Source organism: Sphingomonas sp. (assembly GCF_965200105.1).
Lineage (GTDB): Bacteria > Pseudomonadota > Alphaproteobacteria > Sphingomonadales > Sphingomonadaceae > Solisphingomonas.
The window spans coordinates 767,753-791,519 of record NZ_CBDATN010000003.1 but is presented as its reverse complement, the minus strand read 5'-3'; the positions used below and the strand labels follow the sequence as shown (position 1 = coordinate 791,519).

Sequence of the window (23,767 nt, the reverse complement as noted above, 5' to 3'; positions counted from 1 at the left end):
GTCGTGAGAGAGACTGTCCTTCAGGTACTGGCATTTTTGCAGAGTACCTTTCGCGATCTTGAGAGGCTCGTTCCTGCGCCCGTAATTGCTAACAATGGTCGCTGTCTTCACACATCCTACGTCGAGAAGAGCGTTCAGCAAGCCGGAGTTATTAAATTAGCGCGCTATATAAGTGGCCTTAATGCAATTGATTACCTTCTATTGAAAGGCTTCATCCAGGAGCAGGGTGTGCTCGCTAGGACGCTCGATGAGATATTCGAGGATACTATTTTCCTATCGACTGCTGTTAGAACGCGGAAATGGACGAACAATCATGACCGGATGTTGAAGTACTTTTGGGACCCGGAAGCCAACCAAGATTGTATGGTGAAAAGACGACAGGTTCGCGCCTACATAACTCGATCTTGGGAGAACCCGAACCCGTCGCAGGCGGACGAAGCTGGACGCGCCCTTCATCAACGATACTCAATGTATGTCCACGCAGCGGCAGAGACCGCTATGGACTTGTGCATCGGCGTCCCCCCAACGTTTGATCTAAACGGCACAACAAGCACGTTGATGGTGCAGGACTATGCCAAGGAAGGATTTAACTTATACTATAGGGGTCTTCTTGCCGCAAACGCAGTTGCAATCCTGATTGACAGCGAAACTCTGAGAGCATCGACATACGACTACATCAAGATGTTCGAGCGTCAATTCGCGACGGCGTTGTTTGTGCCCGGGGGCGAACCAGGCCACTTACGGGAAGGCGCTTAAACCCACTCCAGCCCCGCCCCCCGGTAAACCTTCGGCCCCTCATCCGTCGCCGCCACCCCGCACGCCATGATGGCGGCGACGATGCCGTCGATCCGGTCGATCGACTTGGCCTTGCTCGGCTTGCGATTGCCCGCCGCGTCCGCCTCGATGATGACGTTGCCCGCCTGCCATTTCAGGATCGGCGAGCCGTTGTGCAGCATCCGCCGCTCCAGCACCGCACGCTCGAACGCGTCCACCGCCGCCGCGTAGGTCCGGAAGCCGGGCACGAACTCTATCAGCGGCAGCTCGATGCCCTCGTCCGCGAGCAGCTTCGCTAGATCCTCGAAGCGCCAGCGATCGAACGCGATCGTCTGCACGTCGTAGAGCTGCCGAATGTCCGCCAGACGCCGCACGATCGACACGCGATCAGTCGCCCGGCCGTTCGTCTTCTCGATCCACCCGGCCTCCGCCCAGCGATCATAGGGCACCCGGTCCCGCTCCACGCGCTCGCCGATCGTGTCCGCCGGTACGAAGTGCCAGACGAGCAGCCGGCCCGAGTCGGGGAACCACAGCGCCAACGCGGTGAGGTCGCGGGTGCTCGATAGGTCCAGCCCGCCGTAGCACCTCGCCCCTCCAGCTCGGCCACGTCGAAGGGCTCGGCGTTCGCCTCCCAATCCGCCGGGTTGAGAAACCGCCCCTCCGCCGCGACGCGCTGGTTGAGGTTGAGCAGCCGGAACGCGGGTTCGAATGACGGCGAGCGCATCGCCATCGCCGCCGCGTCCACGAAGTCCGTCTCGTTCAGGAACGCGCCCAGCGCCGGGTTGGCGGCCGCCCATGCGTCGCGATCGTCGAGGGCGCACCCCTCCGGGGCGGTGTGGAGCTGCGCGTAGACGGTCGGCGACGGCTCGGCGTCCAGCATCTCGCTCCAGAAGTGGAAGTCGTCGGCGGCCTGCGTGCTGATCGTCACGCCGAGCGCGTGCGCCCGCTTCGCCATGCCGGTGCGGAGGTTGTCCCACAGCTCGCGCGAGCGCCATTGCGCCACCTCGTCCGCGATCCAGAACGACGGCGCCAGGCCGTGCGCCTTCCGGGCGTCGGAGGTGAGCGCCGTCCAGGTCGAGCGGTCCGCCTCCACCTCGATCGACTTGTGCCAGTCACGCACGTTCACCGCCGCCGCCATCCACGGCGTCGCCTCGACGTAGTTTCGGACCATCCGGTACAGGACGCCCGCCTGCTCGCGATCGAGCGCGGCGGCATAGCACTCCCCGTGGGGCTCCTTCATCGGCCCGAGCAGGTGCGCCAGCGACAGGCCCGCGAGCAACGCCGACTTGCCATTGCCGCGCGCCACGGACAGCGCAGCGAGGCGCACCAGGCGCCCTCCTTCCGTCTCCGCGTACACGCCGCGCACGAACCGCTCCTGGAACTCCAGCAGCTCCATCTTCTCGCCGGCGCGCAGGCCCGAGACGATCGGCAGCGTGCCGAGGAAGGCGAGCACCTGGTCAGCCGCCGGCATCCCGCGCTTCGCCCACGGATGGTGGACCTTGTTCGCGCCCGGCCGCCGCCCGGCCGCCCGCATCCGGCCCGCGCCGGGTCCGCGCTTACCCATGCCCTAAGCAATCCTTAGGGCGTCGACCGGGCCGATCCGACCGAACTAATTGAGTTCGAGGGTTCGGGGTCGGTCCTACAGCGTCAGCCCTGAGCGATTTTCCATGCCACGGATGCTCCGGATCGAGCGGGTTGCCGTCCGCGTCGCAGCCCCGCCGGGGCTTGCTGGAGCGCACCGCGCCCGCCTCCACGCCCCGCGCCGTCTTCGCCCCGTGGCACGACGCGCACATGCTCGTCAGCTCGTGCAGCCCAGGGAACGGCGCCCCGCCGGCGCTCACCGGCACGGCATGGTCGACGGTGTTGGCGAGCGTCAGTAGCCCGGCCGCGTCGCACGGCTCGCACATCGGGTTCGCCGCCAGCTTCGCCTTGCGGAGGCGCTGCCATGTCGCGGTGTTGTACGGCCAATCAGCCATGCTCGCGCTCCAGCCGCTTGACGAGCTGGCGCAGGTCGCGCTCGATCTCGCTGCGCTCCTCGAAGTACCGTTCCGGATTGCGCCAGTCGGGTGACAGGCGGCCAAGGCGCTGTGCCGCCTCCCGCACTTGCAGCGCGGGCGTCACGGCTGCCTCCGCTGGATCACAGGCGAGCCGTTGACGACGACCCACTCCACGTCCTGCCGAGCATGGGGATCGGCGGCCATCTCCGCGTTGCGCTTGGTGGCGACGTGATCGGCCCAGTGGAAGCCGGCTGGCGCGGCGGTACGCGGGCCACCGTCGCGCGCCTCCAGCGCCTCGCGCATCAGCCGGATGAGGTCGGCCGCCGTGGGAAGGAACGGCGAGGTGCGGACCCACTCGACGACGGCGCGGCGAAGGATCAGCGGGGGCGCGTCGGCCAAGTCTTCCGCCAGTAGCCCCACCCGCGCCTTGAAGCCCTCGGGATCGTCACCGCAGGTATGCTGGAAGCGGACCTTCAGCTCCGCCACAATCTCGTGGATCGCCCTCGGAACCGTCTTCCGGGCGCGCGAGGGCGGCGGCGAGCATGTCGGCGGCGTACCCGCGCCGAGGTCTTGCCATGCGGTCAGCTCGCGGCTGGCCCCCGGCCGAAGCGTGGTGGTCTCGTGGTGATAGTCCATTGCGGTGATCCTTGATCGGAAAGAGGCCGGTCCAGCCCTTGAGGGTCGATTGATCGAGCACCTCCCCAGGCGGGTGGCCGTCATCCGCGAGCTTCTTCAGCCCTTCGATCGCGAGTTGCAGGGCGCGAGCAGTCGGCTTCGCGCCTTTGGTGAGGCGCATCTCTAGCCAGCCTTTCCAGGCGTCAGCAGGAACCCAGTCGGGCACCTCGATCGACGCGGCCGCTCGCACACGCTTCTTCGGAGAAGACGAAGTCTTCGTAGAAGTGGTGGTTCTTGGTAGTTTGCTTGACACTGTGTCAGGGGTCGACCGACACTGTGTCAGGCCTGACACCTTGTCAGGGGTGACACTATGGCAAGGGTGAATGGTGTAGACGGTGCCGACGCCAGGCTTGATCTTGCGCGTGATATGGCCGGCGCTTTCCAATGCGACCAGCGCACGATCGACGTGGCGCTCGCTCAGTCCGGTGTCGCCCGCGATGCGAGGGATGCCGGGGTTGCACTCGGCTGTCGTGCTGTCGGCTCGTAGCGCCAGCACGAGCAGCACATGCTTCTCGGCCGGGGTCGCAAGCTGGAGCGCCATCGCTGCGTGCTGGAGGTCGAAGGTCGTCATGCGCGGAACCGCAGCGACAGGATCGGGCGGCGGTTGCCCGCCGTGCCGTTCGTGCTATCCTCGATCTGCCCGCCTGCCCGGTGAGCAATGTTGGCGCTCGATCCGGTTCCCGCCGGGTCGAGCGCTTCGTGTTTAAGCCCCGGCGGCGCGCCCGAAAGGTTAGCCATTCGCGATCGGACGCCCACGGCTTTACGAACACTCGTGGGATGGTTAGACTTCGCAAGTGTTTGATATTGGCCTGTGGTTCCTGCCCTCACGGGGCATCCACTTGCAAGTGTCCAAGTCACTCATAACAAAGCCATGTGGCTTGCGATCGAGTGATCGTTCCCTCACCGGTACTACCAGTGCCGTGTTGAAAGTCGGCGAACGAGAGTGACCGTCTGCGGGAGCGGAACCGTCTCAGAGCCCGTCTCGAATCTCATGCGTAGCGAGCTATGCGTCGAGAGAGCAGCATGGCTGATGCGGCATAGAGGAAGACGGTAGCGGACCTGACGGTGGGCTCGAAGTCCTTGGCGAGGCGGTGGTTGCGGTGGAGCCCCTCGAACCCGCCAGCGTTGCGCAGCTCCCCGAACCAGCGGTAGACGGTGCGCCAGGGCGGGAAGCTGTCGGATGGCAGCAGCCAGGGGCAGCCCGCCCGCAGGACGTAGAAGATCGCGTCCAGCACTTCGCGCCATCGCCATCGACGATGCCGTCCCCGGTCGCGGGGCTTGGGCAGGAGCGGCGCCACGACCGCCCACTCCGCGTCGGTCAGATCGCTTCCATAGCGTAACCCCGCCCGGCTATGCCGGGCGCCGGCGGCCGGGTCCCACATGATGTCTTCCCGGTCTGGTCTCGCAACCGCCCGGAACCACATCGGAACCCGATCGCCCACCGTTACGCCAGCGTTCTGATACGGCCTTTTAGACGGACCGGCCACGGCCACGCTGAACCGTGCCGTTCAGATCCTGTTCGGGTACTGAGCCTAGCACTACTTTGGCAGGTTAGAGGAGCCGGCTGGGATCGTCGTTGATTCTCGTGTGTCAGTGTAGGCTGACGGATCGATGGCGATGGTGGTGGACGAGGGCTGGCGAAGCGATCTGGAGCGATGGCTTGAGCCGTTCCTGGCGGGGCTGTCGCATCCAGCGCGACGCAGGATGTGTCCGCAGTATGTCGCTGGTCTGATCGGTCCCGGCGATCGCAAGAGCGTGCAACCGATGGCCGCTCGTGGCGGTGAGGCCGGCTATGACCAGCTCCACCACTTCGTCGCCGCGGGTGTCTGGGACAGTGCACCGCTCGAGGCGGCGCTGCTGAGCGAGGCCGACCGGTTGGTGGGTGGCGCCGGAGCCTTCCTCGTCATCGACGATACCGCCATGCCGAAGAAAGGGCGGCACTCGGTCGGCGTGGCGCCGCAATATGCCTCGTCGCTCGGCAAGAACGCGAACTGCCAGACGATGGTGTCGGTGACGTTGGCATCGCGCGAGGTGCCGGTGATGGTGGGCTTGCGCCTGTTCCTGCCGGAGAGCTGGACCGGCGACCCGGGACGCATGGCGAAGGCGAAAGTGCCCGCCGACCGGCAGGCTGCCCTGACCAAGCCGGAGATCGCCATCGAGGAGATCGACAAGGTAAGGGCCGCGGGCGTGCGCTTCGGCTGCGTGCTCGCGGACGCCGGCTACGGGATGAGCGCGCCGTTCCGCCAGGCGCTGAGCGAGCGTAGCCTGTCCTGGGCGGTCGGCATACCGGGGCGACAGAAGGTATATGCGGCCGATGTCGCGATGATCTTCCCGGTGGCAGGCCACGGGCGGCCTCGCCAGCACCATATCCCCGACAGCAAGTCCGTCGCTGCCGAGACGCTGCTGGCCGGACAGCCGTGGAAACAGGTCAGCTGGCGGCGCGGCACGAAAGGTCGGCTGGCCGCGCGCTTCGCGGCCTTGCGCGTGCGCGTAGCCGACGGTCCGACCCAGCGTATCCGTGACATGGGCAACCAGCATCTGCCGGGCGAGGAAGTATGGCTGGTCGGCGAGCATCGCTCGACCGGCGAGCGCAAATACTATCTCTCGAACCTGCCTGCCGACACGTCGATCAAGACGCTCGCCGGCGCCATCAAGGCACGATGGATCTGCGAACAGGCGCATCAGCAGCTCAAAGAGGAACTCGGCCTCGACCACTTCGAGGGCCGGTCGTGGACAGGGCTACACCGACATGCGCTGATGTCGATGATCGCCTACGCCTTCCTCCAGTCCCGCCGCCTCACGGCAGCGGGACGGAAAAAAAAGAGTCGGGGGACCACCACCGCAACCGAGCATGCCGGCCGTCAGGCAGGCCATCCTCGACATCTTCGCACGACCGCCACCGACACACTGCCCCCATTGCAATAAGCCGCTTGCGACAACCTCAACTACAAAAATGCCAAAGTAGTGCTAGGTTGAGGCCTCACACAAGTTGTTGTGGTGCTGTGGTGATATTTGCTTCTGATGGGTTCGGGCAGGAGCGGCTATGGCATGGCATCTGTTCTGGGTGTCTGATGGGGCGTGGGCGGCGATCGAGCCGCATCTTCCGCATGGGTGCCTGCGCAAGCCGCGGGTGGACGATCGCACGGTGATCTCCGGCATCCTGCACGTGCCGAAGACTGGATGCCGGTGGCGCGAAGGTCCGGCTGCCCATGGGCCGCCGACGACAACCGCTATAACGGTGGGCGTCGCGCGGAATCTGGCAGCGCGGCGTGAGCTGGATCGGGCCCGGATGGAGCGTAACATCCTAAGAAACGCGTTATAAACCTTGAAGACGCGAAGTATAACAACGCCGTAAAAGAAGGCGTCGACATTTTTGCGGAGACGTCGCGGTGAAGTTCACTTTCATCGAGCAGCATGCGTCCACCTGACCGGTGAGCGTCATGTGCCGCATGCTCGGGGTGTCGCGCAGCGCTATCACGACTGACGCGTCCGCGCGTCGAGCGTGCGGGTGACGGCGAACCTAGCACTGCTTGCCGACGAACGCGCTGGCGCTCAATCGCGCTACGATCTGGCTGACGAAGCCAGGAAAGCTCACGCCGCTCTCACGACATAGGCATTGCCATGAAGAGAAAGGAGCACTGTGCCGCGATCTTAGGCAGGGTGACACCACCAGCCGGCGACGCCCCTGACGTTTCTCGGCTCCGACGACACGTCTTTCGCCATCTCGGGCTTGAAGAGCATGTCGTCATAGGCCGTCCGCTCCTCGGGGCCGCCCGCCAATGACGGACCGAGCTTCATCAGCGCTCGTCTTCAGTCATCGTCGCACGGCCGGCGAGACCCGCATCTCGATCGGTACAGGCATCAGCTTGATTGCAGAAACGTCGGCGTCCGCCTGTATCCGCTACTTGCTCGGCTTGGCCTCGTTTCCCGCGCGCCCCGCTCGTCTACGTCAGAGGTCCTTCTCAAAACGTCTGCTTCGTTCGTGATCCGGGCTAAGCGGTTCCACCCCTACCCATGGCCGTCGGATTGAGGCTGCTGCCGGACCCTTGCCCGCGAGATGGGCAGATAGCCTACCGAAAATGCCCCGGTTCTCCTCCGCGATCCCGATGGTGACGACGAACAGGAAAGCCGGTACGGTCGCGATTAGGGTTTCGCGACCGCCCTGCTTCGACGAGCGAGACTTGAGCAGTTCGGTGACAGCAGGCAGAAGAGTGTCAATTCGCTTTGCCGGTGGCTTTATTCGGAAGGCGATTTGGACGGTCGCGGCAAGTGCGAGTATCTACGAACGAAAGGGAATATACTCGATGTCCACGGCCGAACAGATCGCAAAGGATTTCCACGCCGCGCTTGTTGGCGGGAACTGGCGAGCGATGCGCCAGTTGTTCAAGGATGACGCTACTTGGACGCTGCCGGGCGACAATGCCATTTCCGGAATTGCGGTCGGTGGCGACGCCGTGGTCGAGCGGGCACGCCTGATCGCCAGTTACGGCCTGTCCTTTCAACTCGAGAACATCTTGCTCAGTCGGGATAATATGGCGCTCGCCTTGCATAACACGGGAGAACGCGATGGCGTGCAGCTCGACGAGCATCTTGCCACCGTTTGTCGCCTGCGCGACGGCTGCATCGCTGAAATCGAGACCTTCCTGTCCGATGTCCCCGGCATGAATCGCTTCTTCGCACGCTGAGTGCCGTCCTAGCTGGCGCATCGGCGCCAGCCGCGATGCACGCTCGACGCAATCGCGACCCGTTGTTCGGAAGGCGCTTTGGCGCTGCCTACCAGCATTAATCATCCGATTTAGACCGGCGGACTCGATACCGGCTGAAAGGGCCTGATGATTGTGGGGTATCGCGGGAGCGAGCTACCTCGATCAGCGATGACATGGAAGAAGGTGGCTGTTCCCCGATAGACGAAGGTGCGGGCTCGTAGCCGGGCCCGTACGTCGAACGAAGAAAAGCCCCGGACGAATATACCGGGCTCGACGTCTCGCTGGAAGGAATGGCAGTATCTATTCGACGGGAGGGCAAGCGTGTCTGGGCGTGGGAAGTGCGCTTCGGATCCGCAGCTGCTCGCGGCGCTGGTCCGCAAGCGTCCGCCCGCACCCAAGCAGGAGGCGCTCACCGCCTGCATCGGAGCGACCCGCACTGTGCGGTCGCGCATCGAGAACGACCGCGCGGCCCGCTCCGAGACGCTGGTGCTGCTCGTACGTGAGCCGGCGAGATCAAGGACGTCGGCCCCGAACGGCGCATGGAGCGTCGAACGCTCGGCTGATGGGTAGCCAAGCTCGGAAGGGCTTCGGTTCGATCTGCCTCACAGTTCTGACGAGCCGTGACGATCAGGGCGCGCGCCACCGCCTGCGTAGGATTGCCGCAGGCCAGCGGCGAGCGCGGCCTCCGTGTCGAATGACGCCGCACTTGGGCGCCGCGACCCACACCGTTTTACCATCCGTGCCGGAACAAACAGGTCCAGTCCTGCTTTCATACGCCGCTCGACACGATGATCCGTGGAGCGCCGCACGGGCGGCGTCAGGCCTTGAGCCGGCATGGCGAGGAAACCACGCCCGGTGGTCTCGCCGAGTTGTTAGGCGGAGCTTTATCGATGCCCGGAGAGCATGAAGAACGGGCGATACCTCTTCTGGAGGAAGAGCTCCATATCTCCAAGTTCGAGGCGGTCACTGACAAGGCGCGCGTCCGTACGATAGTGGAGGAGCGCCCCGAGCGCATAGAGGCGATGCTCAGCCGCGGCGTGCTCGAGGTCGAGCGCGTGCCTGCCTTCCGCGAAGTCAACGAGACGCCGTCCCCCCGCCAGGAGGGCGACACCGTCGTCATCTCGATCGTAGAGGAGCGGCTCGTGAAACGTCGCTTCGTCGTCGAGGAGGTGTTCATCCGCACCGTGTCCGTGATCGAGCATGCCGAGTTCGAGGCCAATGTGCGCGTGATGCGGGCAGAGGTCGAGCGCCCTATCCACGGGAACGATACAGGGAGAGAATGATGGCCGACCCGAACGACACGCGTGGCGCACCGCCACGTGAGGTGCATATCGAGAAGAAGAAGACCAACTGGCTCGCTTGGATCCTGCTCGCGCTCGGCATCCTCGCGGCGCTGCTCGCGCTGAGCCGCTGCCATCGTCAGGAAACCGCGGCCGTTGCACCGGCTCCGACAGGCACGCCCGCGACGCCGCCGGTCGGCGTTGAGCATGTGACGCTGCCGGGAGGCAAGACGGTCGACCTGCAGCCGCACACGCTCAACTATGATCTTCAGGGCTTCCTGGCCTCGTCCGCCCCGGCGCCGCGCACCTTCACCTTCGACAATCTCAACTTCGACACGGCTGCGTCCACGATCCGCGCGGACGATCGCCCGACGCTGGCTGCGCTGACCCAGATCCTTGCCGCGTATCCGACAGCGGCCGTGCGTCTTGTCGGCTATGCCGACGCACGCGGCTCGGATCCTGCGAACATGAAGCTGGGTGCCGACCGCGCGGCAGCAGTCGCCAAGGCGCTGATCGATGGTGGCGTTAACGCCAAGCGCATCGCAACGGCGAGCGGCGGCGACAGCAATCCGGTTGCAAGCAACGCGACCGCCGGTGGGCAGTTCGAGAACCGTCGCACCGAACTCGTCGTGACGAGCAAATAGCTTCATTTCCCCCGAGGAGAAGACCGATGACACGTACCATCACAGCCTTGTTCGATGATCGTGCCGATGCCGAGGCTGCGAAGAGCCGTTTGAGCGCCGCGCACGTCGACGCCGGCCACGTCAGTATCCACGACAAGACCAGCCCTGGCTTTCACGCCACCGGCCGATCGACGACGCAGGACGTCGGCATGTGGTCTTCGATCAAGAACGCGTTCCTCCCCGACGAGGATCGCCACACTTACGAAGAGGGTGTGCGGCGCGGCGGTTTCCTGCTGACCGCCGACGTCAGCGAGGAGCATGTCGACGAAGCCGTCCGTGTGCTCGAGGAGGCGGACACCGTCGACATCGACGATCGCGCGCAACAGTGGCGCTCGTCGGGTTGGGACTATGCCGCCGAGACCGGCGCGGGCGCGGGCGTGTCCACGGGCGTGTCGGGCTGTACGGCGGGCGCGGATGACCGTCGCACGGACGTCCAGGGCGAGCAGAGTATCCCGATCGTCGAGGAGCAGCTCGTCGTCGGTAAGCGCGAGGTCGATCGCGGAGGCGCGCGCGTACGCTCTTACGTGACCGAGGTCCCCGTTCACGAGCAGGTTCGCTTGCGTGACGAGCGGATCGACGTTCAGCGGCGCGCCGTCGACCGGCCGATCACCGATGCGGACGATGCCTTCCGCGAGCGTACCATCGACGTGACCGCCACCGGCGAGGAGGCGGTCGTCGGCAAGACCGCGCGTGTCGTGGAGGAGGTCGTCGTCTCCAAGACCGCCAGCGAGCGTGTCGAGGAGATCGACGACACCGTGCGCCGGACCGACGTCGAGATCGACGGAGAGCGTGGAACGACCAGCGATCCGAACTACCGTCGCTGATTGCAGGCCGGCGTGCGGGCGGATCCGCACGCCGGTCGTCCTGACTTTCGGTTGCCGGCGGCAGGCTAGGCTGGATGACCCGCAAGATGTTGCTCGATGTCACCGGCGAGTTGAGCGGAGCCATCGGCGCCAGCCTGGTGTCGCTAGCACCTGCGAGCCAGATCGAGACCTTCGATGGGTCCGTGCAGGTGCTGTTCGAGCTGTGTCACGTTCGGCCGGTCTCTATCGCGGGCGAATGTGAACGGTCGCGAATGTCGACCTCCGCGCACTCCGCCGACCGCACGCCGGCGGAGTGTTTGGACAGCTTGACGCTACGAACGCCGTTAATCGCCAGCATCCTAGAAGCCTCGTGCACGCACTACCGGGTGGACCGGTCGGAGTCGCCGACTATGGGCTTCGGCGATCACATCCTGGTGCTAGAGCACCGCGGGCGCTTGGCTGGGGATCGTCGGCGTCGGCGATGTCGCGGCGGACGTACGCGCGCAGGATCCGCTCGGCGTCTGGTCCACCGGCACCGATGCTTCGCAACACGCTGCCGAGACCTACCGCCCCGCCCGGTCCCATGCCGATCTCCTCGCGCGCTCGCGACGCCGCTTCATCCGCACCGTCTCGACCTCCTTTTCGGGCGCTCTCGCGTCGGTAGCGACATCGACCGGCAGCGAGCGGAGGCGGAGATCGCGCCGCCGCCCGGCACCCTGCTGCATTCTCACCTTACCACGACCACAGGAGATAATGATGGACGACACCAAGACAGGCCAGGATCGGCCCGCGGCGGGCGGCGCGTACGCGCAGGCATCAAGCACTGCCCAGGCGGCGATGGGCCAGACCGCGGGTGCCGCCACGTCCGCGAAGCAGACCGCCGCGGGTGCCGTCGATCAGGCGAAGGAACAGGCCTCCTCGCTCGTCGGTCAGGTGAAGGACAAGGCGGTCGCCGCCGCGACCGATCAGAAGGAGGGGCTGGCGGATCGCATCGACGAGGTCGCGCAATCGCTGCACAAGTCCGGCGAGCAGTTCGCCGGCCAGCAGGACTGGATCGCCAGCGCGATTGAGCGCGGTGCCGCCGAACTCGGCTCGCTCGCGACGTCGCTGCGCGAGAACGATGTCGCCAATCTCGTCGCGCAGGTGAAGTCGCTCGCGCGGCGTCAGCCGGCGCTGTTCGTCGGCGCGTCCCTCGCCGCCGGCTTCGCGGTCGCGCGCTTCGGCAAGATCGTCGCGGCCGACGTCTCGCACGACGATCTCCCCACGATGCCGGAGGTCGGTCATGGCGGGCGTTGATCCGGGCGGCACCCACTCGATCGGCGAGATCGCCAGCGGCCTCGCCGGGGACATCCAGGATCTCGTCAAGGGCGAACTCGCGCTCGCGCGCGCGGAGATCGACCAGAAGCTCCACGGCGTCATCATAGCGGCGATCTCGATCGTGGGCGGCGCGCTGGTCGCCTTCGCGGGCCTCGTCGTCGTGCTGGAGGGTGGTGCCGCGGTTCTCGCTTTCTGGCTTCCGGCGTGGGCCTCGCTGCTGATCGTCGGTCTGGTGATCGTCCTGATCGGCGGTCTCATCGCCCGCGGCGGTCTCGCCAAACTGTCGCTCAAGGCGGTCACGCCCGAGCGCACGATCGCCACCGCCCAGAAGGACGCGCGCATGCTCAAGGAGCACACATGATGGTTGAGATTTCCGAGACCGACCGCATCGAGCGCGATCTGGCGCGCACCCGTGCCCGCATGGACGACCGCCTCGACGAATTGCAGGATCATCTGACGCCGAAGCAGATGATCAACGACGCCTTCGGCTATTTCCGCGGCGGGGAGGGGGCGGACTTCACGAAGGATCTCGTGACGCGCGCCCGCGCCAATCCGATCCCCGTCGCGCTGACCGGCATCGGCATCGCGTGGTTGATGGCGTCCAGCCAGTCCACCCATGCGGTGCCGCACGGGTCGGGTCCTCGGCGCCGGCCGACGACGACCGGTTCAGATGACCTCGAGACGCGGCTGCGCGTCGCGGAGGGCAGCGTCCAGCGTCTCGACCATGACGATGACGACAGCTACGCGAGCCGCCTCGACGACGCGCGGGGGAAGGTGGTCGGCGTGACGCGACACGCGTCGGACACCGCCGCTTCCTATGGCCAGAGGATCAAGGACGCGATCGCCGCCGCCGCGCAGAGCGTGCGTGAGAAATCCCATGATCTCACGGCCGGCGCTCATAACGCGTTCGATAAACTCGGCGACGGTGCAGCTCAGCATGGCGCCGCACTCCAGGGAGATAGTCAAGCTATGGCTCGTTCAGCTCGTGATGCATTCTCGTCGGTCACCGGCAACCCGTTCGCGCTGGGTGCCGTCGCTGCACTCGTCGGCCTCGTGGCGGGTTCGCTGATCCCCACCACCGAGGAGGAGGAGAGCGCGCTCGGATCGGCGGCGACCAGGCTCAGGACGGCAGGACGTGATCTTGCGCAGGACGTCGTCGATCGCGGCGGTCGTGCCGCCACCGAGACGTTGGGCGCCATCAAGGATAGCGCGCAGAGCCATGGCCTGAACGCCGATCGGCCGGTCGGTGAGCTCCTCGGAGAGGCGAAGAGCGGCGATCTCGTCGGCAACATCAAGCAGGTCGCCCAGGAGACGCTGCAAGCCGGCAAGGACAGCGCGCAGACGCAATTCGCCAAGGAGCCGAAGCAGGGCGGCGACCTCCGGAAAGGCTGATCGGCGAGGTATGACATCGGGTCGCCGCGTACCGATGGCGGCGACCCGATCGATTTGGTCCGCGCAAGAGCGAGGCTAGGCCTCGTCAGACGCGTGACCAGCAGCGGGACGATCGCGTGACGCGCCGGCGATCGTGGTGCCGGGTGTCGGACTCGAACCGACGACCTACCGCTTACAAGGCGGTTGCTCTACCAGCTGAGCTAACCCGGCGGCGGCGCGCGTTGTGCGTCAGGGCACACCGAAGGTCCAGCCTTCGAGTGCGGCGCGCGGGTCCGTTTTGCGCCGCCACAGCCGTTCGTCGGACGCCGCGCGGCGCAGCCACGCCGCGCCGACCATCGCGTCGGTGCTGTGATCATCGTAGCGTGGAAGGACTGCGTGCGGGCGGCTGCCGAGCGCGACGAGCGCGCGATCGAGCGTGGCGGCGTCGCGGATCTTGCCGGCGCGGCCGGGCCCTGCCGCCTTGGCCGCGATGGCTGTGTAGATCTCGACGAACAACGGTCCGCGCGTCGGCACCGCGTCGAATGGCCACACGGCAACGCGACCGGACAGAAGATGGAGCATCCGCATCGCGGTCAGGCTCGACTTGCCGACCTGTGCCGGGCCGACGAGATTGAAGGCGCTCTGCGCGGCGCCGAGGCCGGCGTCGCGGCAGGCGCGCTCGGTCACGCGTAGCCGGCCGAGGCCGGCGCCGAACAGGTCGCCGGCACGGCCGCCGTGGCGGCGGAAATGACGATGCGCCTCCACGTGATCGACGACGCCGGATGCGCCGAGATGGGCGTCGCCGGCACAGCACCGATCGACCAGTCCCCAGAGCGAACGCGCGTCGGCGGGAGTTTCGTCCCAGCCGGGAAAGTACGCGCCGAGATCGGCAAAGGGCAGGGCGAGCGAGGCGTCGATGCCGATGAGGATGTCGCGCTGCGTGCCCGCATGATCGAGCAGCCAGGCGAGCACCGCCTTGCGCGACCAGCCGCCGTCCGGGCGGACCAGCACCGGCGCCTCGTCGCCCTCCCCACAGCAGGCGAGCGCGATGCCGCGCGGCCTCGCCACCGCCTCGCCCGACCAGTCGATGCAGGCGAAATGCCGGAAGCGCCGCCTCACTCCGGCTCACCGCCGCCGACGACGGGCCATCAGCGCCTGCGCGTGGGCGCGATTGATCATGGCGCGTACGCGCCCGCCGTCGATCGCCTCCTCCCGCACCAGCACGGCGGCCTAGCCCGCATAATGGAGCGTCTCCCGATAGGTGGCGGGTTCGGTCTCGATCAGCATCGCCTTGGTGCCGGGGTCGACGTGGAGAACGAAGCTGCCGGGCTCGTGGCCGATGCCGATCACCATCCGCCCGTTTGCCTTGACGGCGGGTCTGCCATAGCTGATCGAGCGCTCCGCGCCGTCGAGCGTCAGCGCGTATGCCTCCGCCTCGTCCCACGTCATCGCGCGCGCTCCTCGCGCAGCTTCGCCCAGTGCGCGAGCCGCTCGGCGATCCGCGCCTCGTGTCCGCGCGGCGCGGGTTCGTAGTAGGTCTGCGGCGTCATGCCTTTGGGCCAGTAGTCGTCGCCCGAGAAGGCATCCGGCGCGTCATGGTCATAGGCGTAGCCCGAGCCGTAGCCGACCTCCTTCATCAGCCTGGTCGGCGCGTTGAGGATGGCCTTGGGCGGCATCAGCGAGCCCGTCTCCTTCGCGCTCCGCGTCGCCGCCTTGTAGGCCCTGTAGGCGGCGTTCGATTTGGGCGCGGTGGCGACGTAGAGGCAGGCTTGCGCCAGCGCGAGATCGCCCTCGGGAGAGCCGAGGAAGTCGAACGCGTCCTTGGCGGCGAGGCACTGCACCAGCGCCTGCGGATCGGCGAGCCCGATATCCTCAATCGCCATGCGGATGAGGCGGCGCGCGAGGTAAAGCGGCTCCTCGCCCGCCACCAGCATCCGTGCGAGATAGTAGAGCGCCGCCTGCGGATCGGAGCCGCGCACCGCCTTGTGAAGCGCGGAAATGAGGTTGTAGTGCCCCTCGCGATCCTTGTCGTACACCGCGACGCGACGGTGGAGCAGCGCGGCGAGCGCCTGCGGATCCAGCGGATCGTCGATCGCGATCGCGAACAGCGTCTCGGCCTGGTTGAGGAGGAAACGGCCGTCGCCGTCGGCGCTTGCGATCAGCGCGCCGCGCGCCTCCTCCGTCACCGGCAGCGTGCGGCCCTCGACCGCCTCGGCGCGCGCCAGGAGCGTCGCGAGCGCCTGCCCGCCCAGCCGCTCCAGGATCAGCACCTGGCAGCGCGACAGCAGCGCCGCGTTGAGCTCGAACGAAGGATTTTCGGTGGTGGCACCGACGAGGATGACGGTGCCGTCCTCGACATAGGGCAGGAAACCGTCCTGCTGCGCGCGGTTGAAGCGATGGATCTCGTCCACGAACAGCAGCGTGCGCGTGCCGGTCCGCGCATGGACGCGGGCATCGGCGAACAGCTTCTTGAGGTCGGCCACGCCGGAGAACACCGCCGAGATCATCTCGAAGCGCAGGCCCACCGCCTGCGCCAGCAGCCGCGCGATCGTCGTCTTGCCGGTGCCGGGCGGACCCCACAGGATCATCGACGACAAGCGGCTTGCCGCGACCATCCGGCCGATCGCGCCTTCCCGGCCGGTGAGGTGATCCTGCCCGACCACCTCGCCAAGCGCGTGCGGGCGCAAACGTTCCGCGAGGGGCGCGGCATCCCCGGGCATGGCAGCGGGTGCGGGTTCGGCGTCGGAGAAGAGGTCGGCCATGCACGCGCTATAGATCGCCCGCCCGCCGAAGGGGATTGGTGGCTTGCGGCTGCGAAAGGGCGGCCCGTGCTCATCGTCGGCAACCGACATACGTTCGTCAGACAGGAGAGACTATGTTCGGATTTCATCATGGACGGTCGCGTGACGACCAGCATTCCCGCGCCGAGGCATGGCGTGCGGTGCGCAGTGGCTGGGGGCGGCATGGCGGTTCCGGCTTCGCGGGCGAAGACGGCATTCATGGCGGCGGGCGGCGGCGCGTGTTCGATGGCGGCGAGCTGCGCCTCGTCCTCCTGCGCCTCATCGCAGACCGGCCGAGCCACGGTTACGATCTTATCCGCGCCATCGAGGAGCGCACCGGCGGCGCCTACGCGCCGAGCCCTGGTGTCGTTTACCCGACGCTCACCATGCTCGGCGACATGGAGCAGATCGCCGAGCAGCCGGGCGAGGGTACGCGTCGCGTGTTCGCCGTCGCCGAGGAAGGCCGGCGTGTGCTCGCCGACAAGGCAAAGGAGGTGGAGGCGTTGATGCACCGCCTCGATGCGATCGGCGCGATGCGCGCGCGTACCGAGGGCGGCTCGATCCGCCGCGCGATGCACAACCTGAAAGCGGTGCTCCAGCACAAGCTCGCTGGCGAGGCGGCGGACCGCGCGACGATCGAGCAGGCCGTTGCCCTGATCGACGACGCCGCGCAACGGATCGAGCGGCTTTGAGCGGCGTCGACCCGCAGGCGCCGGCCAGCGCCACCGCCGCCGTGCCGACCGCGCAGGCCAGCCGTTACCTTCAGCGGCTCTGCAAGCATTGGAGCCACAATCTCGCGGTCGACTTCGACGAGCGTGCCGGACGCGTCACCTTCCCGCGAGATGCGCGCGGCGCGAGCTGGGCCTCGGATGGCGAGGTGCGGTTCGCCGCCCACGACGACCGCCTCGACGTCACCGTAAATGGCAGCAGCGCGGCGCAGGTCGAGGCGCTGGAAGAGGTGGTCGCCCGCCATCTCGATCGGTTCGCTTTTCGCGAGGCGCCGCTGACGTTCGCGTGGACCGTTGTCGGCTGACGACGGGCTTGGCTGAACCCGCTCGCGCCAGCGACGTTTTGCGCCGCACGGCGAGGAGCGATCGATGGCGAAGGCGAAGCGACCTCAGGTGGTCGTCATCACGGGCGCGAGCGCGGGGGTCGGTCGCGCCGTCACTCGCCGCTTCGCGCGCGACCGGGCGCATATCGGGCTAATCGCACGCGGCGCGGACGGCCTCGCCGCCGCCGCGCGCGAGGTGGAGGAGGCGGGCGGCCGCGCGCTCCAGCTGCCCTGCGACGTCGCCGATCACGCGGCGGTGGAGTCGGCAGCGGCGTGCGTCGAGGACGAGTTCGGGCCCATCGACATCTGGATCAACGTCGCCTTCGCGGGTGTGATGTCGCGCTTCGTCGACATGGACCTCGACGATTATGCCCGCGTCACGCAGGTGACGTATCTCGGCCAGGTTCACGGCGCGATGGCGGCGCTGAAGCGGATGATCCCGCGCGATCGCGGCCATATCGTGCTCACCGGCTCGGCGCTCGCCTATCGCGGGATTCCGCTGCAATCCGCCTATTGTGGCGCCAAGCACGCTATCCAGGGCTTTCAGGACTCGATCCGCGCCGAACTCTACGCGCGGAAGAGTCGCGTCCACGTCGCGATGGTGCAGCTACCCGGCGTCAACACGCCGCAGTTCGACTGGATGCGGACGAGCTTCGCGCGCAAGGCGAGGCCGGCAAGCCCGCCCTATCAACCCGAGATCGCCGCGGAGGCGATCCACTTCGCCGCCCATCACCGCCGCAAGCAGATCCTGCTGGGCCTGCCGACGATCCAGGCGGTGTGGGGCGATCACTTCGCCTCGCCGCTGCTCGATCGCTATCTGGGCGCGACCGGAGTGACGGGTCAGCTCTCGGACGAGCCGCTGCCCGCCGGCTACCGCGATAATCTCTACGAACCCGTCGCCGGCGATCGCGGCGCCCACGGCCGCTTCGACGCCGAGGCGAGGCGACGCAGTCCCGGGCTGTGGCTGTCCAAGCACCGCGATCACCTGATCGGCCTCGGCGCGGTGGCCGGAGGGGTCGGCGCGGCATGGGCGGCGCGGCGGCGCGGCTGAGGCCGCCCGATCGTTTGCCTCAGCTCGGCGATCAGCCTCGCGGCGGCACCTGCGCGCCCGGCCAGATGCGGCCGAGGCCGGGCGTGCCGCCGCGCTGGCCGCGCTCACGCTGGCGCTCGATGCGGAGGTAACCGTCGAGCAGCGCCTTGTTGACGGTGTCCCACTCATAGGCGCGGCTCGCCTTGCGACCGGCGGCGCCCGCCGCCTCGCGCGCGGCGAGATCCTTGGCATAGTGACCGACCGCGTCGGCGAAGGCGCCGATCGCGCCGGGCCGAACGAGCGCGCCGGTGCCGTCCTCGACGAGGCTGCGGCTGCCTGTGGCATCGGCGGCGACCACCGCCACGCCGCACGCCATCGCCTCCAGCGTCACGTTGCCGAACGTCTCGGTGACGGACGGGTTGAGCAGCACGTCCATCGAGGCGGCGGCGCGGCCCAGCGCCTCGCCGCGCTGGAAGCCCGCGAAGACCGCGTCCTCGGGCAGCCGTTTCTCGAACCACTCCTTCGCCGGCCCGTCGCCGACGATCAGCGGGCGGACGCGATAGCCGCGCCGGCCGAGTTCGTCGATCGTGTCGGCGAACACGTCGAGACCCTTCTCCATCACGAGCCGGCCGACGAAGCCTATCACCGCTTCGTCGTCGTCGATGCCGAGCGCGCGGCGCCACCCCATCTCGCGCCGCTCGGGCGTGAAGATGTCGCGATCGATGCCGCGCGACCAGATGCCGACGTCGAAGTTCATCCGCTGGTCGCGCAGCAGTTGCGCCATCGATTCGGACGGTGCGAAGATCGCGTCGCAGCGACGATAGAAGCGGCGAAGCCCGGCCTCGACCATCGGCTCCAGGAAAGCGAAGCCATAATAACGGGGATAGGTCTCGAACCGGGTGTGGACCGAGGCGACGCAGGGCAGCCGGTTCTTGTGCGCGTGGCGGACGGCGGCGTGGCCGAGCAGTTCGGGGCTGGCGACATGGATCATGTTGGCGCCGAAGCGGTGCAGGTCCTTCTTCACGCCGGGCGTGAGCACCAACGGCGCGCGATACTCGGCGCGGCCGGGCAGAGGTATCGCGGGCACGCCGACGAGATCGCCGACGGGATCGAACGCGGGCGTCTTCACCTTGGGGCTATAGACGCGCACCTTCGCGCCCTCGCGCAGGAGATAGTCGACCAGCCGGTTGAGCGCCTGATTGGCGCCGTCGCGGACATAGTTATAGTTGCCGCTGAACAGCGCCACCCGAAGCTCGGTTACGTCCATGCCTGCCCGGATAGCGTGGGTGCCGCGCGACGCCAATCCGCGCGTGCGACGCCGGTCAGCGGGCGCGCCGATCCCGTTCGAGCAATTCGTTCCTGATCCTGATCGAGCGGTTCGCGAGCCGGATCTCGACCAGGAACAGCGCGAGCGCGAGCACCAGCAGCGCCATCGCCGCGATGAACAGGAAAGCGGTGGTACGCCCGAAGCCACCGCCAATCAGCCGCGCGACGAACAGCCCGGCGACGACGAGGCCGATCGCGACGGCGGAGAGCGCGCACAGCGTGATCGAGCTCGAGATCAGCGTCATCCGGCGATCGAGCAGCCGCAGCTCCCAGACGGCGCGATCATGCGCCTGGCCGGTCAGCTCCTCGAAACGGCGCTCCAAGTCGCGCGAACGGTCGACCACGCGCGATAGCCGCCCAGCGAACAGGTTGAGCAGCGAGGCGAGGCCGGTGAGCAGGAACACCGGCGCCATGACGAGCTGGATGGTATGCGCGATGGTGAGCGCGGCCGGGCTCGGCAGATCCTCCCACATCGCTGGCGTCGCTACCTATGCGCGGGGGGCGGGAGCGAGCACGGCGACCAGCGTGATCTCGGCGTCGATCGCCTTGGAGAGCGGGCAGGTCTCCTTGGCCTTCGATGCGATCGCCTGGAACTCGTCCTCGCCGATGTCGGGGATCGCGGCGGTGACGCGCAACGCCGAGCGCGTGACGGTGAAGCCGTCGCCGTCCTTCTCGATCGACACCGCGGCGTCGCTGTCGAGCGTGCCGTCGGTGTAGCCCTCGCCGGCGAGCGCGAAGGACAGCGCCATCGTGAAGCAGGAGGCGTGCGCGGCGGCGAGCAGCTCCTCCGGGTTGGTGCCGGCATCGTTCTCGAAGCGCGAGCCGAAGCCGTAGCTCCTGTCGGCGAGCGCGCCGGACTGGGTGGAGATTGTGCCCCTGCCGGTTTTGCCGAGGCCCTCGTAGCGGGCGGTGGCGGTGCGGGTGATGGCCATGGCGGGCTGTTCCTCAAGCGGGATGAGCGGGACGAACGTGCGATCGGGACGATGGTTCTGCGGCACGCGGCTCACGGCGAGGCGTTGAAGCCGCGCAAGGAGAAGAAAGCATGGCCGAGGACAAGCTGAACGCGATGGGTATGGCGATGCCGGGGCGCGAGCAGCCGGTCAGGCCGCACGATCCGACGAAGGAGAAGGGCGAGCGGCAGGACGGGGCGGGCGTCGCCCCGCCGCGTGCCGACCGCACCGACGCCGTCGCGCCCGGGACGCTCGCCGACGAGCGCGGCGGGCCGGGGCAGGGAACGGGCAGCGGCGATCCCTTCGCGGCGCATCGCGGCGAGCCGGCACGGATCGGGACTGGCGCGGCTCAAGGTGCGGGCGCGGGCGCGGGCGGCAGCGATGCCGAACTGGGCGAGGATCCGGATGCCGACGAGGGCGGCGGCGGCCGCCCGCGCAAGGCGGCGCGACGGCCGGACGTTCCGCGCTAGTCGCCCCGCCTCGCGAAGCCCGCGAGCACGGCGTCCGCCGCCGCTGTGAGAGAGGCTGCCGGGCTGCGTGCCATGCCCGCGATGTGACTGATCGCCCGCGCGCCTTCCAGGAGCAGGATCAGCGCGTCGACGAGTTCGTCGGGCCGATCGGTCGCCACCCGCTCGGCGATGGCGAGAAGGCGCGTGCGCTTGCGGCACTTCAGGTCGAGCGCGAGCTTCCGGGTGGGGTGATCGGGCTCGGGAAATTCGATCGCCGCGTTGGTGAGCGCGCAGCCGCGATAGCCCTCCTTCTGTATTTCGTCCCCGACATGCGCGACGAGCGCGCGCAATGTCGCGGCGGGATCGTCGGGCGTCAGCGCGGCGATGGCGTCGATGTTGGCCATGGCCTGCTCGAAGCGTGCTTCCAGACACGCGGCGACGAGCGCGTCCTTGGACGGGTAGCGGCGATAGAGGCTGGGTTTGGTGACGCCGGCGGTAGCGACGATCTCCTCGACGCCGACGGCGCGGATGCCGCGCTCGTAGAACAGCCGGTCCGCCGCCGCAGAGACCCGTTCCGCCGCCCGCCGCTTCGGCGCGACATCGGGTTCCGCAATCTCCAGTTCACCGGGCATGGCTATCGTCCTCCAAGCTCTTGACCAGAATGTTACCGATCGGTACGGCGTCTTTCAACACCCGCCGCGGCTCCGAGGAGGCAGATATGGCGCTTCGCGACACGCCCTGCGATATCATCGACGTGGAAGATAGCGACGACGGGAGGGATGCCGGCGTGCTGCGGCGGTTCGACTCGGTTGGCGCCGACGTCTCGGTCTTCTCCGCCGTCGAGGAACAGGTAATAACGCTCGCGCGGCACGACACGTTGGCGAGCCTGGAGCCGCCCGGTACGATGGAGCGGGCGGTGCGGCTGATGTTCGGGCTTAGGGCCCGTAGTCGGGCGCTAGCCGATACGCGGCTGGAGGCGCTTCGTCGCGCTGTCGTCGTCGCCCGGCACCGTCGCCACATGCCCGATCCGGTCGCGCGGGATTTGCGCGAGCGTGGTTTCCGCGATGCGCAACTACGCTCGATCGAGGCGAGGGCGCTGGCGGCCTGATCGTCAAGCGAAACGATAAGGCACGATCTCGCGTCGCTCGGGATCGACGCGGATCGGGCGGCCGACGGGCGGAAAGGCGCGCTGCTCGCAGCGTTCGCGGGGGCAGATGCGGCACGAAACGCCGATCGGCGTCGCCGCCTCGGCGCGCCCGAGATCGAGGTGGTCGGCGTAGACGAAGTCGCGCGCATCGCCGAGTTCGCAGCCGAGCGTGACCGCGTAGCGGCGTGGAGACCGTTCGAAGCGGCCGCTCTCCTTCACCAGCCCCTTGGCGACCACCACGTAGCGGACGCCGTCGGGCACCTCGGCCAATTGCGTCAGGATGCGGTCCGGGATCGCCACCGCCTCGTGCATGACCCACAGCGGGCAGGCGCCGCCAAAGCGCGCGAACTGGAAGCTGGTGGCGGAGTGGCGCTTGGTGATGTTGCCGGCCATGTCGACGCGCGCGAAGAAGAAGGGCACGCCGCGCGCCTGCGGCCTCTGCAATGTCGACAGGCGGTGGCACGCCTGCTCGAAGCTGACCCCGAACCGCCGCCGCAGCCGGTCGATATCGTGCCGGACGCGAAGCGCCTCGGCGCGGAAGGCCTCGTAGGGCATCAGCATCGCGCCCGCCGCGTAGTTGGCGAGCCCCACCTCGATCAGTCGCGCGGTCTCCGCCGAACCAAGGCCTGATCCCGCCGCGATCGAGCCGATCGCGTCGCCGAGCTCCAGCCGCGCGAGCTGGTGGGCAAGCTGGAAGCGCCGGCTCTCCCGCGGCAGCGCGGCGTCGATAGTCAGCACGCCCCGCGCCGCGTCGAACGCGCGCACGGGGGCCGCCTCGTCGGAGCGCAGCCGGACGGTGACGCCGTGGCGCCGCCGCAAGGCCTCCTCGATGCTGCCGGATTGATCGCCGAGCGTGGTGCCGACGCGCTCGGCGGCGGTGTCGAGCGCGTCGAAATAGTTCCCGCCGGCATGAAACCAGTCGCGCACCTCGTCCCACGGCAGGCGTGCTCCACCCGCCATGCCACTGCCATAGGCGTCGTCCAGCCGCTGGAGCTGGTCCTCGGCACGGCGCCAGGCGGCGTGGAGCGTCACGAAGCGTCTCGCGAGTTCGGGCTGCTGCTCGATCGCGCGTGCGAGGAGGTCGGCCGATGGCGCGGGGTCGGGCAGCAGCGGGTCGGCGGCGGCTTCGGCCAGCCCGGCGAGGAGCTGCGTGGCGGCATCGCCGTCGGGCAGCGCCCACTCGCCCGGAAAGGCGGCGGCGAGCGCGAGCGCAACTTGCGGCGTGAGCGGTCTGCCATCCGTCTCGATCTGCGACAGGTAGCTGATCGAGATGCCAAGCCGTCGCGCCATCGTGCCTTGCGACAGGGCGAGCCGCGTCCGCAGACTGCGCACGCGTCGTCCGGCGAACATGGGGCGAGAAGGGCCAGGCACCGCTTCACCTACTTCACATCCGACGACTTCGCAATTTCACAAACCCACATTTGCGTG

30 protein-coding genes, 1 tRNA gene and 2 pseudogenes are annotated in these 23,767 nt (G+C 67.8%); 15 read left to right on the top strand and 18 right to left on the bottom strand.

The window, feature by feature from the left end:
* Positions 1-3: 3 nt before the first annotated feature.
* Entirely contained in the window at positions 4-756 is a 753-nt protein-coding gene (locus ACOFKX_RS16775; protein WP_419828185.1) for a hypothetical protein, read from the top strand.
* Here ACOFKX_RS16775 and ACOFKX_RS16770 read toward each other — a convergent pair.
* From ACOFKX_RS16770 to ACOFKX_RS16735, 8 genes and pseudogenes are all read right to left on the bottom strand, one after another.
* Positions 753-1,571 (bottom strand): terminase TerL endonuclease subunit, encoded by an 819-nt coding sequence (locus tag ACOFKX_RS16770; protein WP_419828300.1) that lies wholly within the window; start codon positions 1,569-1,571, stop codon positions 753-755. The two genes, ACOFKX_RS16775 and ACOFKX_RS16770, sit on opposite strands and share 4 nt — an antisense overlap.
* Before the next feature lie 167 nt (positions 1,572-1,738).
* Positions 1,739-2,170, bottom strand: a pseudogene (locus tag ACOFKX_RS16765) (terminase large subunit domain-containing protein); the annotation flags it as partial.
* A 160-nt stretch (positions 2,171-2,330) separates the two neighbouring features.
* Entirely contained in the window at positions 2,331-2,681 is a 351-nt protein-coding gene (locus tag ACOFKX_RS16760) for an HNH endonuclease (protein ID WP_419828299.1), read from the bottom strand.
* A gap of 61 nt (positions 2,682-2,742) precedes the next feature.
* The gene (locus ACOFKX_RS16755) at positions 2,743-2,895 is read right to left on the bottom strand and encodes a hypothetical protein (RefSeq protein WP_419828184.1); all 153 of its coding nucleotides are present in this window, start codon (positions 2,893-2,895) and stop codon (positions 2,743-2,745) included.
* Positions 2,892-3,257 (bottom strand): hypothetical protein, encoded by a 366-nt coding sequence (locus tag ACOFKX_RS16750; RefSeq protein ID WP_419828183.1) that lies wholly within the window; start codon positions 3,255-3,257, stop codon positions 2,892-2,894. The genes ACOFKX_RS16755 and ACOFKX_RS16750 overlap by 4 nt, the downstream gene beginning before the upstream one ends.
* Complete coding sequence (locus ACOFKX_RS16745) at positions 3,217-4,017, bottom strand: helix-turn-helix domain-containing protein (protein WP_419828182.1); 801 nt, start codon at positions 4,015-4,017, stop codon at positions 3,217-3,219. The genes ACOFKX_RS16750 and ACOFKX_RS16745 overlap by 41 nt, the downstream gene beginning before the upstream one ends.
* Positions 4,014-4,184 (bottom strand): hypothetical protein, encoded by a 171-nt coding sequence (locus tag ACOFKX_RS16740; RefSeq protein ID WP_419828181.1) that lies wholly within the window; start codon positions 4,182-4,184, stop codon positions 4,014-4,016. The genes ACOFKX_RS16745 and ACOFKX_RS16740 overlap by 4 nt, the downstream gene beginning before the upstream one ends.
* 341 nt (positions 4,185-4,525) lie before the next feature.
* Positions 4,526-4,828, bottom strand: a pseudogene (locus tag ACOFKX_RS16735) (transposase); the annotation flags it as partial.
* Between the two features lie 235 nt (positions 4,829-5,063).
* Here ACOFKX_RS16735 and ACOFKX_RS16730 point away from each other — a divergent pair.
* Both ACOFKX_RS16730 and ACOFKX_RS16725 read left to right on the top strand, forming a co-directional pair.
* Complete coding sequence (locus ACOFKX_RS16730; protein ID WP_419827379.1) at positions 5,064-6,371, top strand: IS701 family transposase; 1,308 nt, start codon at positions 5,064-5,066, stop codon at positions 6,369-6,371.
* 118 nt (positions 6,372-6,489) lie between these two features.
* On the top strand, positions 6,490-6,768 hold the full coding sequence (locus ACOFKX_RS16725) for a transposase (protein WP_419828180.1): 279 nt from the start codon (positions 6,490-6,492) through the stop codon (positions 6,766-6,768).
* 329 nt (positions 6,769-7,097) lie between these two features.
* Here ACOFKX_RS16725 and ACOFKX_RS16720 read toward each other — a convergent pair whose 3' ends face one another.
* Positions 7,098-7,244, bottom strand: coding sequence for a hypothetical protein (locus tag ACOFKX_RS16720; protein WP_419828179.1), 147 nt, complete (start codon positions 7,242-7,244; stop codon positions 7,098-7,100).
* Between the two features lie 506 nt (positions 7,245-7,750).
* Between ACOFKX_RS16720 and ACOFKX_RS16715 the strand changes: the two genes are divergently transcribed.
* From ACOFKX_RS16715 to ACOFKX_RS16685, 7 genes are all read left to right on the top strand, one after another.
* Positions 7,751-8,131 carry a nuclear transport factor 2 family protein gene (locus ACOFKX_RS16715; protein ID WP_419828178.1) on the top strand — a complete coding sequence of 127 codons (381 nt, stop codon included), beginning with the start codon at positions 7,751-7,753 and terminating at the stop codon, positions 8,129-8,131.
* A gap of 911 nt (positions 8,132-9,042) precedes the next feature.
* Positions 9,043-9,435: a DUF2382 domain-containing protein gene (locus ACOFKX_RS16710; RefSeq protein ID WP_419828177.1), complete on the top strand. Its 393-nt coding sequence runs from the start codon at positions 9,043-9,045 to the stop codon at positions 9,433-9,435.
* Complete coding sequence (locus ACOFKX_RS16705; RefSeq protein WP_419828176.1) at positions 9,435-10,076, top strand: OmpA family protein; 642 nt, start codon at positions 9,435-9,437, stop codon at positions 10,074-10,076. Before ACOFKX_RS16710 ends, ACOFKX_RS16705 begins: the two co-directional genes overlap by 1 nt.
* A gap of 26 nt (positions 10,077-10,102) precedes the next feature.
* Positions 10,103-10,939, top strand: a complete 837-nt coding sequence (locus ACOFKX_RS16700; RefSeq protein ID WP_419828175.1) for a YsnF/AvaK domain-containing protein — start codon at positions 10,103-10,105, stop codon at positions 10,937-10,939.
* Between the two features lie 735 nt (positions 10,940-11,674).
* Positions 11,675-12,214, top strand: a complete 540-nt coding sequence (locus tag ACOFKX_RS16695; RefSeq protein ID WP_419828174.1) for a hypothetical protein — start codon at positions 11,675-11,677, stop codon at positions 12,212-12,214.
* Complete coding sequence (locus ACOFKX_RS16690) at positions 12,201-12,596, top strand: phage holin family protein (RefSeq protein WP_419828173.1); 396 nt, start codon at positions 12,201-12,203, stop codon at positions 12,594-12,596. The genes ACOFKX_RS16695 and ACOFKX_RS16690 overlap by 14 nt, the downstream gene beginning before the upstream one ends.
* Entirely contained in the window at positions 12,596-13,627 is a 1,032-nt protein-coding gene (locus ACOFKX_RS16685; protein ID WP_419828172.1) for a DUF3618 domain-containing protein, read from the top strand. The genes ACOFKX_RS16690 and ACOFKX_RS16685 overlap by 1 nt, the downstream gene beginning before the upstream one ends.
* Positions 13,628-13,761: 134 nt before the next feature.
* Here the strand turns inward: ACOFKX_RS16685 and ACOFKX_RS16680 are convergent.
* From ACOFKX_RS16680 to ACOFKX_RS16665, 4 genes are all read right to left on the bottom strand, one after another.
* A tRNA-Thr gene (locus ACOFKX_RS16680) sits at positions 13,762-13,837 on the bottom strand.
* An 18-nt stretch (positions 13,838-13,855) separates the two neighbouring features.
* The gene (locus ACOFKX_RS16675) at positions 13,856-14,725 is read right to left on the bottom strand and encodes a hypothetical protein (RefSeq protein ID WP_419828171.1); all 870 of its coding nucleotides are present in this window, start codon (positions 14,723-14,725) and stop codon (positions 13,856-13,858) included.
* Between the two features lie 111 nt (positions 14,726-14,836).
* Positions 14,837-15,055, bottom strand: a complete 219-nt coding sequence (locus tag ACOFKX_RS16670) for a hypothetical protein (RefSeq protein WP_419828170.1) — start codon at positions 15,053-15,055, stop codon at positions 14,837-14,839.
* On the bottom strand, positions 15,052-16,368 hold the full coding sequence (locus tag ACOFKX_RS16665; RefSeq protein ID WP_419828169.1) for a replication-associated recombination protein A: 1,317 nt from the start codon (positions 16,366-16,368) through the stop codon (positions 15,052-15,054). Before ACOFKX_RS16665 ends, ACOFKX_RS16670 begins: the two co-directional genes overlap by 4 nt.
* Positions 16,369-16,481: 113 nt before the next feature.
* On the opposite strand from ACOFKX_RS16665, the gene ACOFKX_RS16660 reads away from it, so the two are divergent.
* The 3 genes from ACOFKX_RS16660 to ACOFKX_RS16650 all read left to right on the top strand — a co-directional run bounded on the left by ACOFKX_RS16660 (position 16,482) and on the right by ACOFKX_RS16650 (position 18,488).
* Entirely contained in the window at positions 16,482-17,078 is a 597-nt protein-coding gene (locus ACOFKX_RS16660; protein WP_419828168.1) for a PadR family transcriptional regulator, read from the top strand.
* Positions 17,075-17,419: a DUF2218 domain-containing protein gene (locus ACOFKX_RS16655; protein ID WP_419828167.1), complete on the top strand. Its 345-nt coding sequence runs from the start codon at positions 17,075-17,077 to the stop codon at positions 17,417-17,419. Before ACOFKX_RS16660 ends, ACOFKX_RS16655 begins: the two co-directional genes overlap by 4 nt.
* 64 nt (positions 17,420-17,483) lie before the next feature.
* Positions 17,484-18,488 carry an SDR family oxidoreductase gene (locus ACOFKX_RS16650; protein ID WP_419828166.1) on the top strand — a complete coding sequence of 335 codons (1,005 nt, stop codon included), beginning with the start codon at positions 17,484-17,486 and terminating at the stop codon, positions 18,486-18,488.
* Positions 18,489-18,519: 31 nt separating this feature from the next.
* Here ACOFKX_RS16650 and ACOFKX_RS16645 read toward each other — a convergent pair whose 3' ends face one another.
* From ACOFKX_RS16645 to ACOFKX_RS16635, 3 genes are read right to left on the bottom strand one after another with little or no spacing between them, the layout of a single operon-like run.
* Positions 18,520-19,734: a glycosyltransferase family 4 protein gene (locus tag ACOFKX_RS16645; RefSeq protein ID WP_419828165.1), complete on the bottom strand. Its 1,215-nt coding sequence runs from the start codon at positions 19,732-19,734 to the stop codon at positions 18,520-18,522.
* Between the two features lie 55 nt (positions 19,735-19,789).
* Positions 19,790-20,266 carry a DUF2721 domain-containing protein gene (locus tag ACOFKX_RS16640; protein ID WP_419828164.1) on the bottom strand — a complete coding sequence of 159 codons (477 nt, stop codon included), beginning with the start codon at positions 20,264-20,266 and terminating at the stop codon, positions 19,790-19,792.
* A 15-nt stretch (positions 20,267-20,281) separates the two neighbouring features.
* Positions 20,282-20,725: an OsmC family protein gene (locus ACOFKX_RS16635; RefSeq protein ID WP_419828163.1), complete on the bottom strand. Its 444-nt coding sequence runs from the start codon at positions 20,723-20,725 to the stop codon at positions 20,282-20,284.
* Between the two features lie 110 nt (positions 20,726-20,835).
* Here ACOFKX_RS16635 and ACOFKX_RS16630 point away from each other — a divergent pair, with 110 nt between their 5' ends.
* Positions 20,836-21,213, top strand: coding sequence for a hypothetical protein (locus ACOFKX_RS16630; RefSeq protein ID WP_419828162.1), 378 nt, complete (start codon positions 20,836-20,838; stop codon positions 21,211-21,213).
* Here ACOFKX_RS16630 and ACOFKX_RS16625 read toward each other — a convergent pair.
* On the bottom strand, positions 21,210-21,824 hold the full coding sequence (locus ACOFKX_RS16625) for a TetR/AcrR family transcriptional regulator (protein ID WP_419828161.1): 615 nt from the start codon (positions 21,822-21,824) through the stop codon (positions 21,210-21,212). The genes ACOFKX_RS16630 and ACOFKX_RS16625 overlap by 4 nt on opposite strands.
* Before the next feature lie 86 nt (positions 21,825-21,910).
* On the opposite strand from ACOFKX_RS16625, the gene ACOFKX_RS16620 reads away from it, so the two are divergent.
* Positions 21,911-22,300: a hypothetical protein gene (locus ACOFKX_RS16620; protein WP_419828160.1), complete on the top strand. Its 390-nt coding sequence runs from the start codon at positions 21,911-21,913 to the stop codon at positions 22,298-22,300.
* A gap of 3 nt (positions 22,301-22,303) precedes the next feature.
* On the opposite strand, the gene ACOFKX_RS16615 is transcribed toward ACOFKX_RS16620, so the two are convergent.
* Positions 22,304-23,689: a helix-turn-helix domain-containing protein gene (locus tag ACOFKX_RS16615; protein ID WP_419828298.1), complete on the bottom strand. Its 1,386-nt coding sequence runs from the start codon at positions 23,687-23,689 to the stop codon at positions 22,304-22,306.
* Positions 23,690-23,767 lie beyond the last annotated feature (78 nt).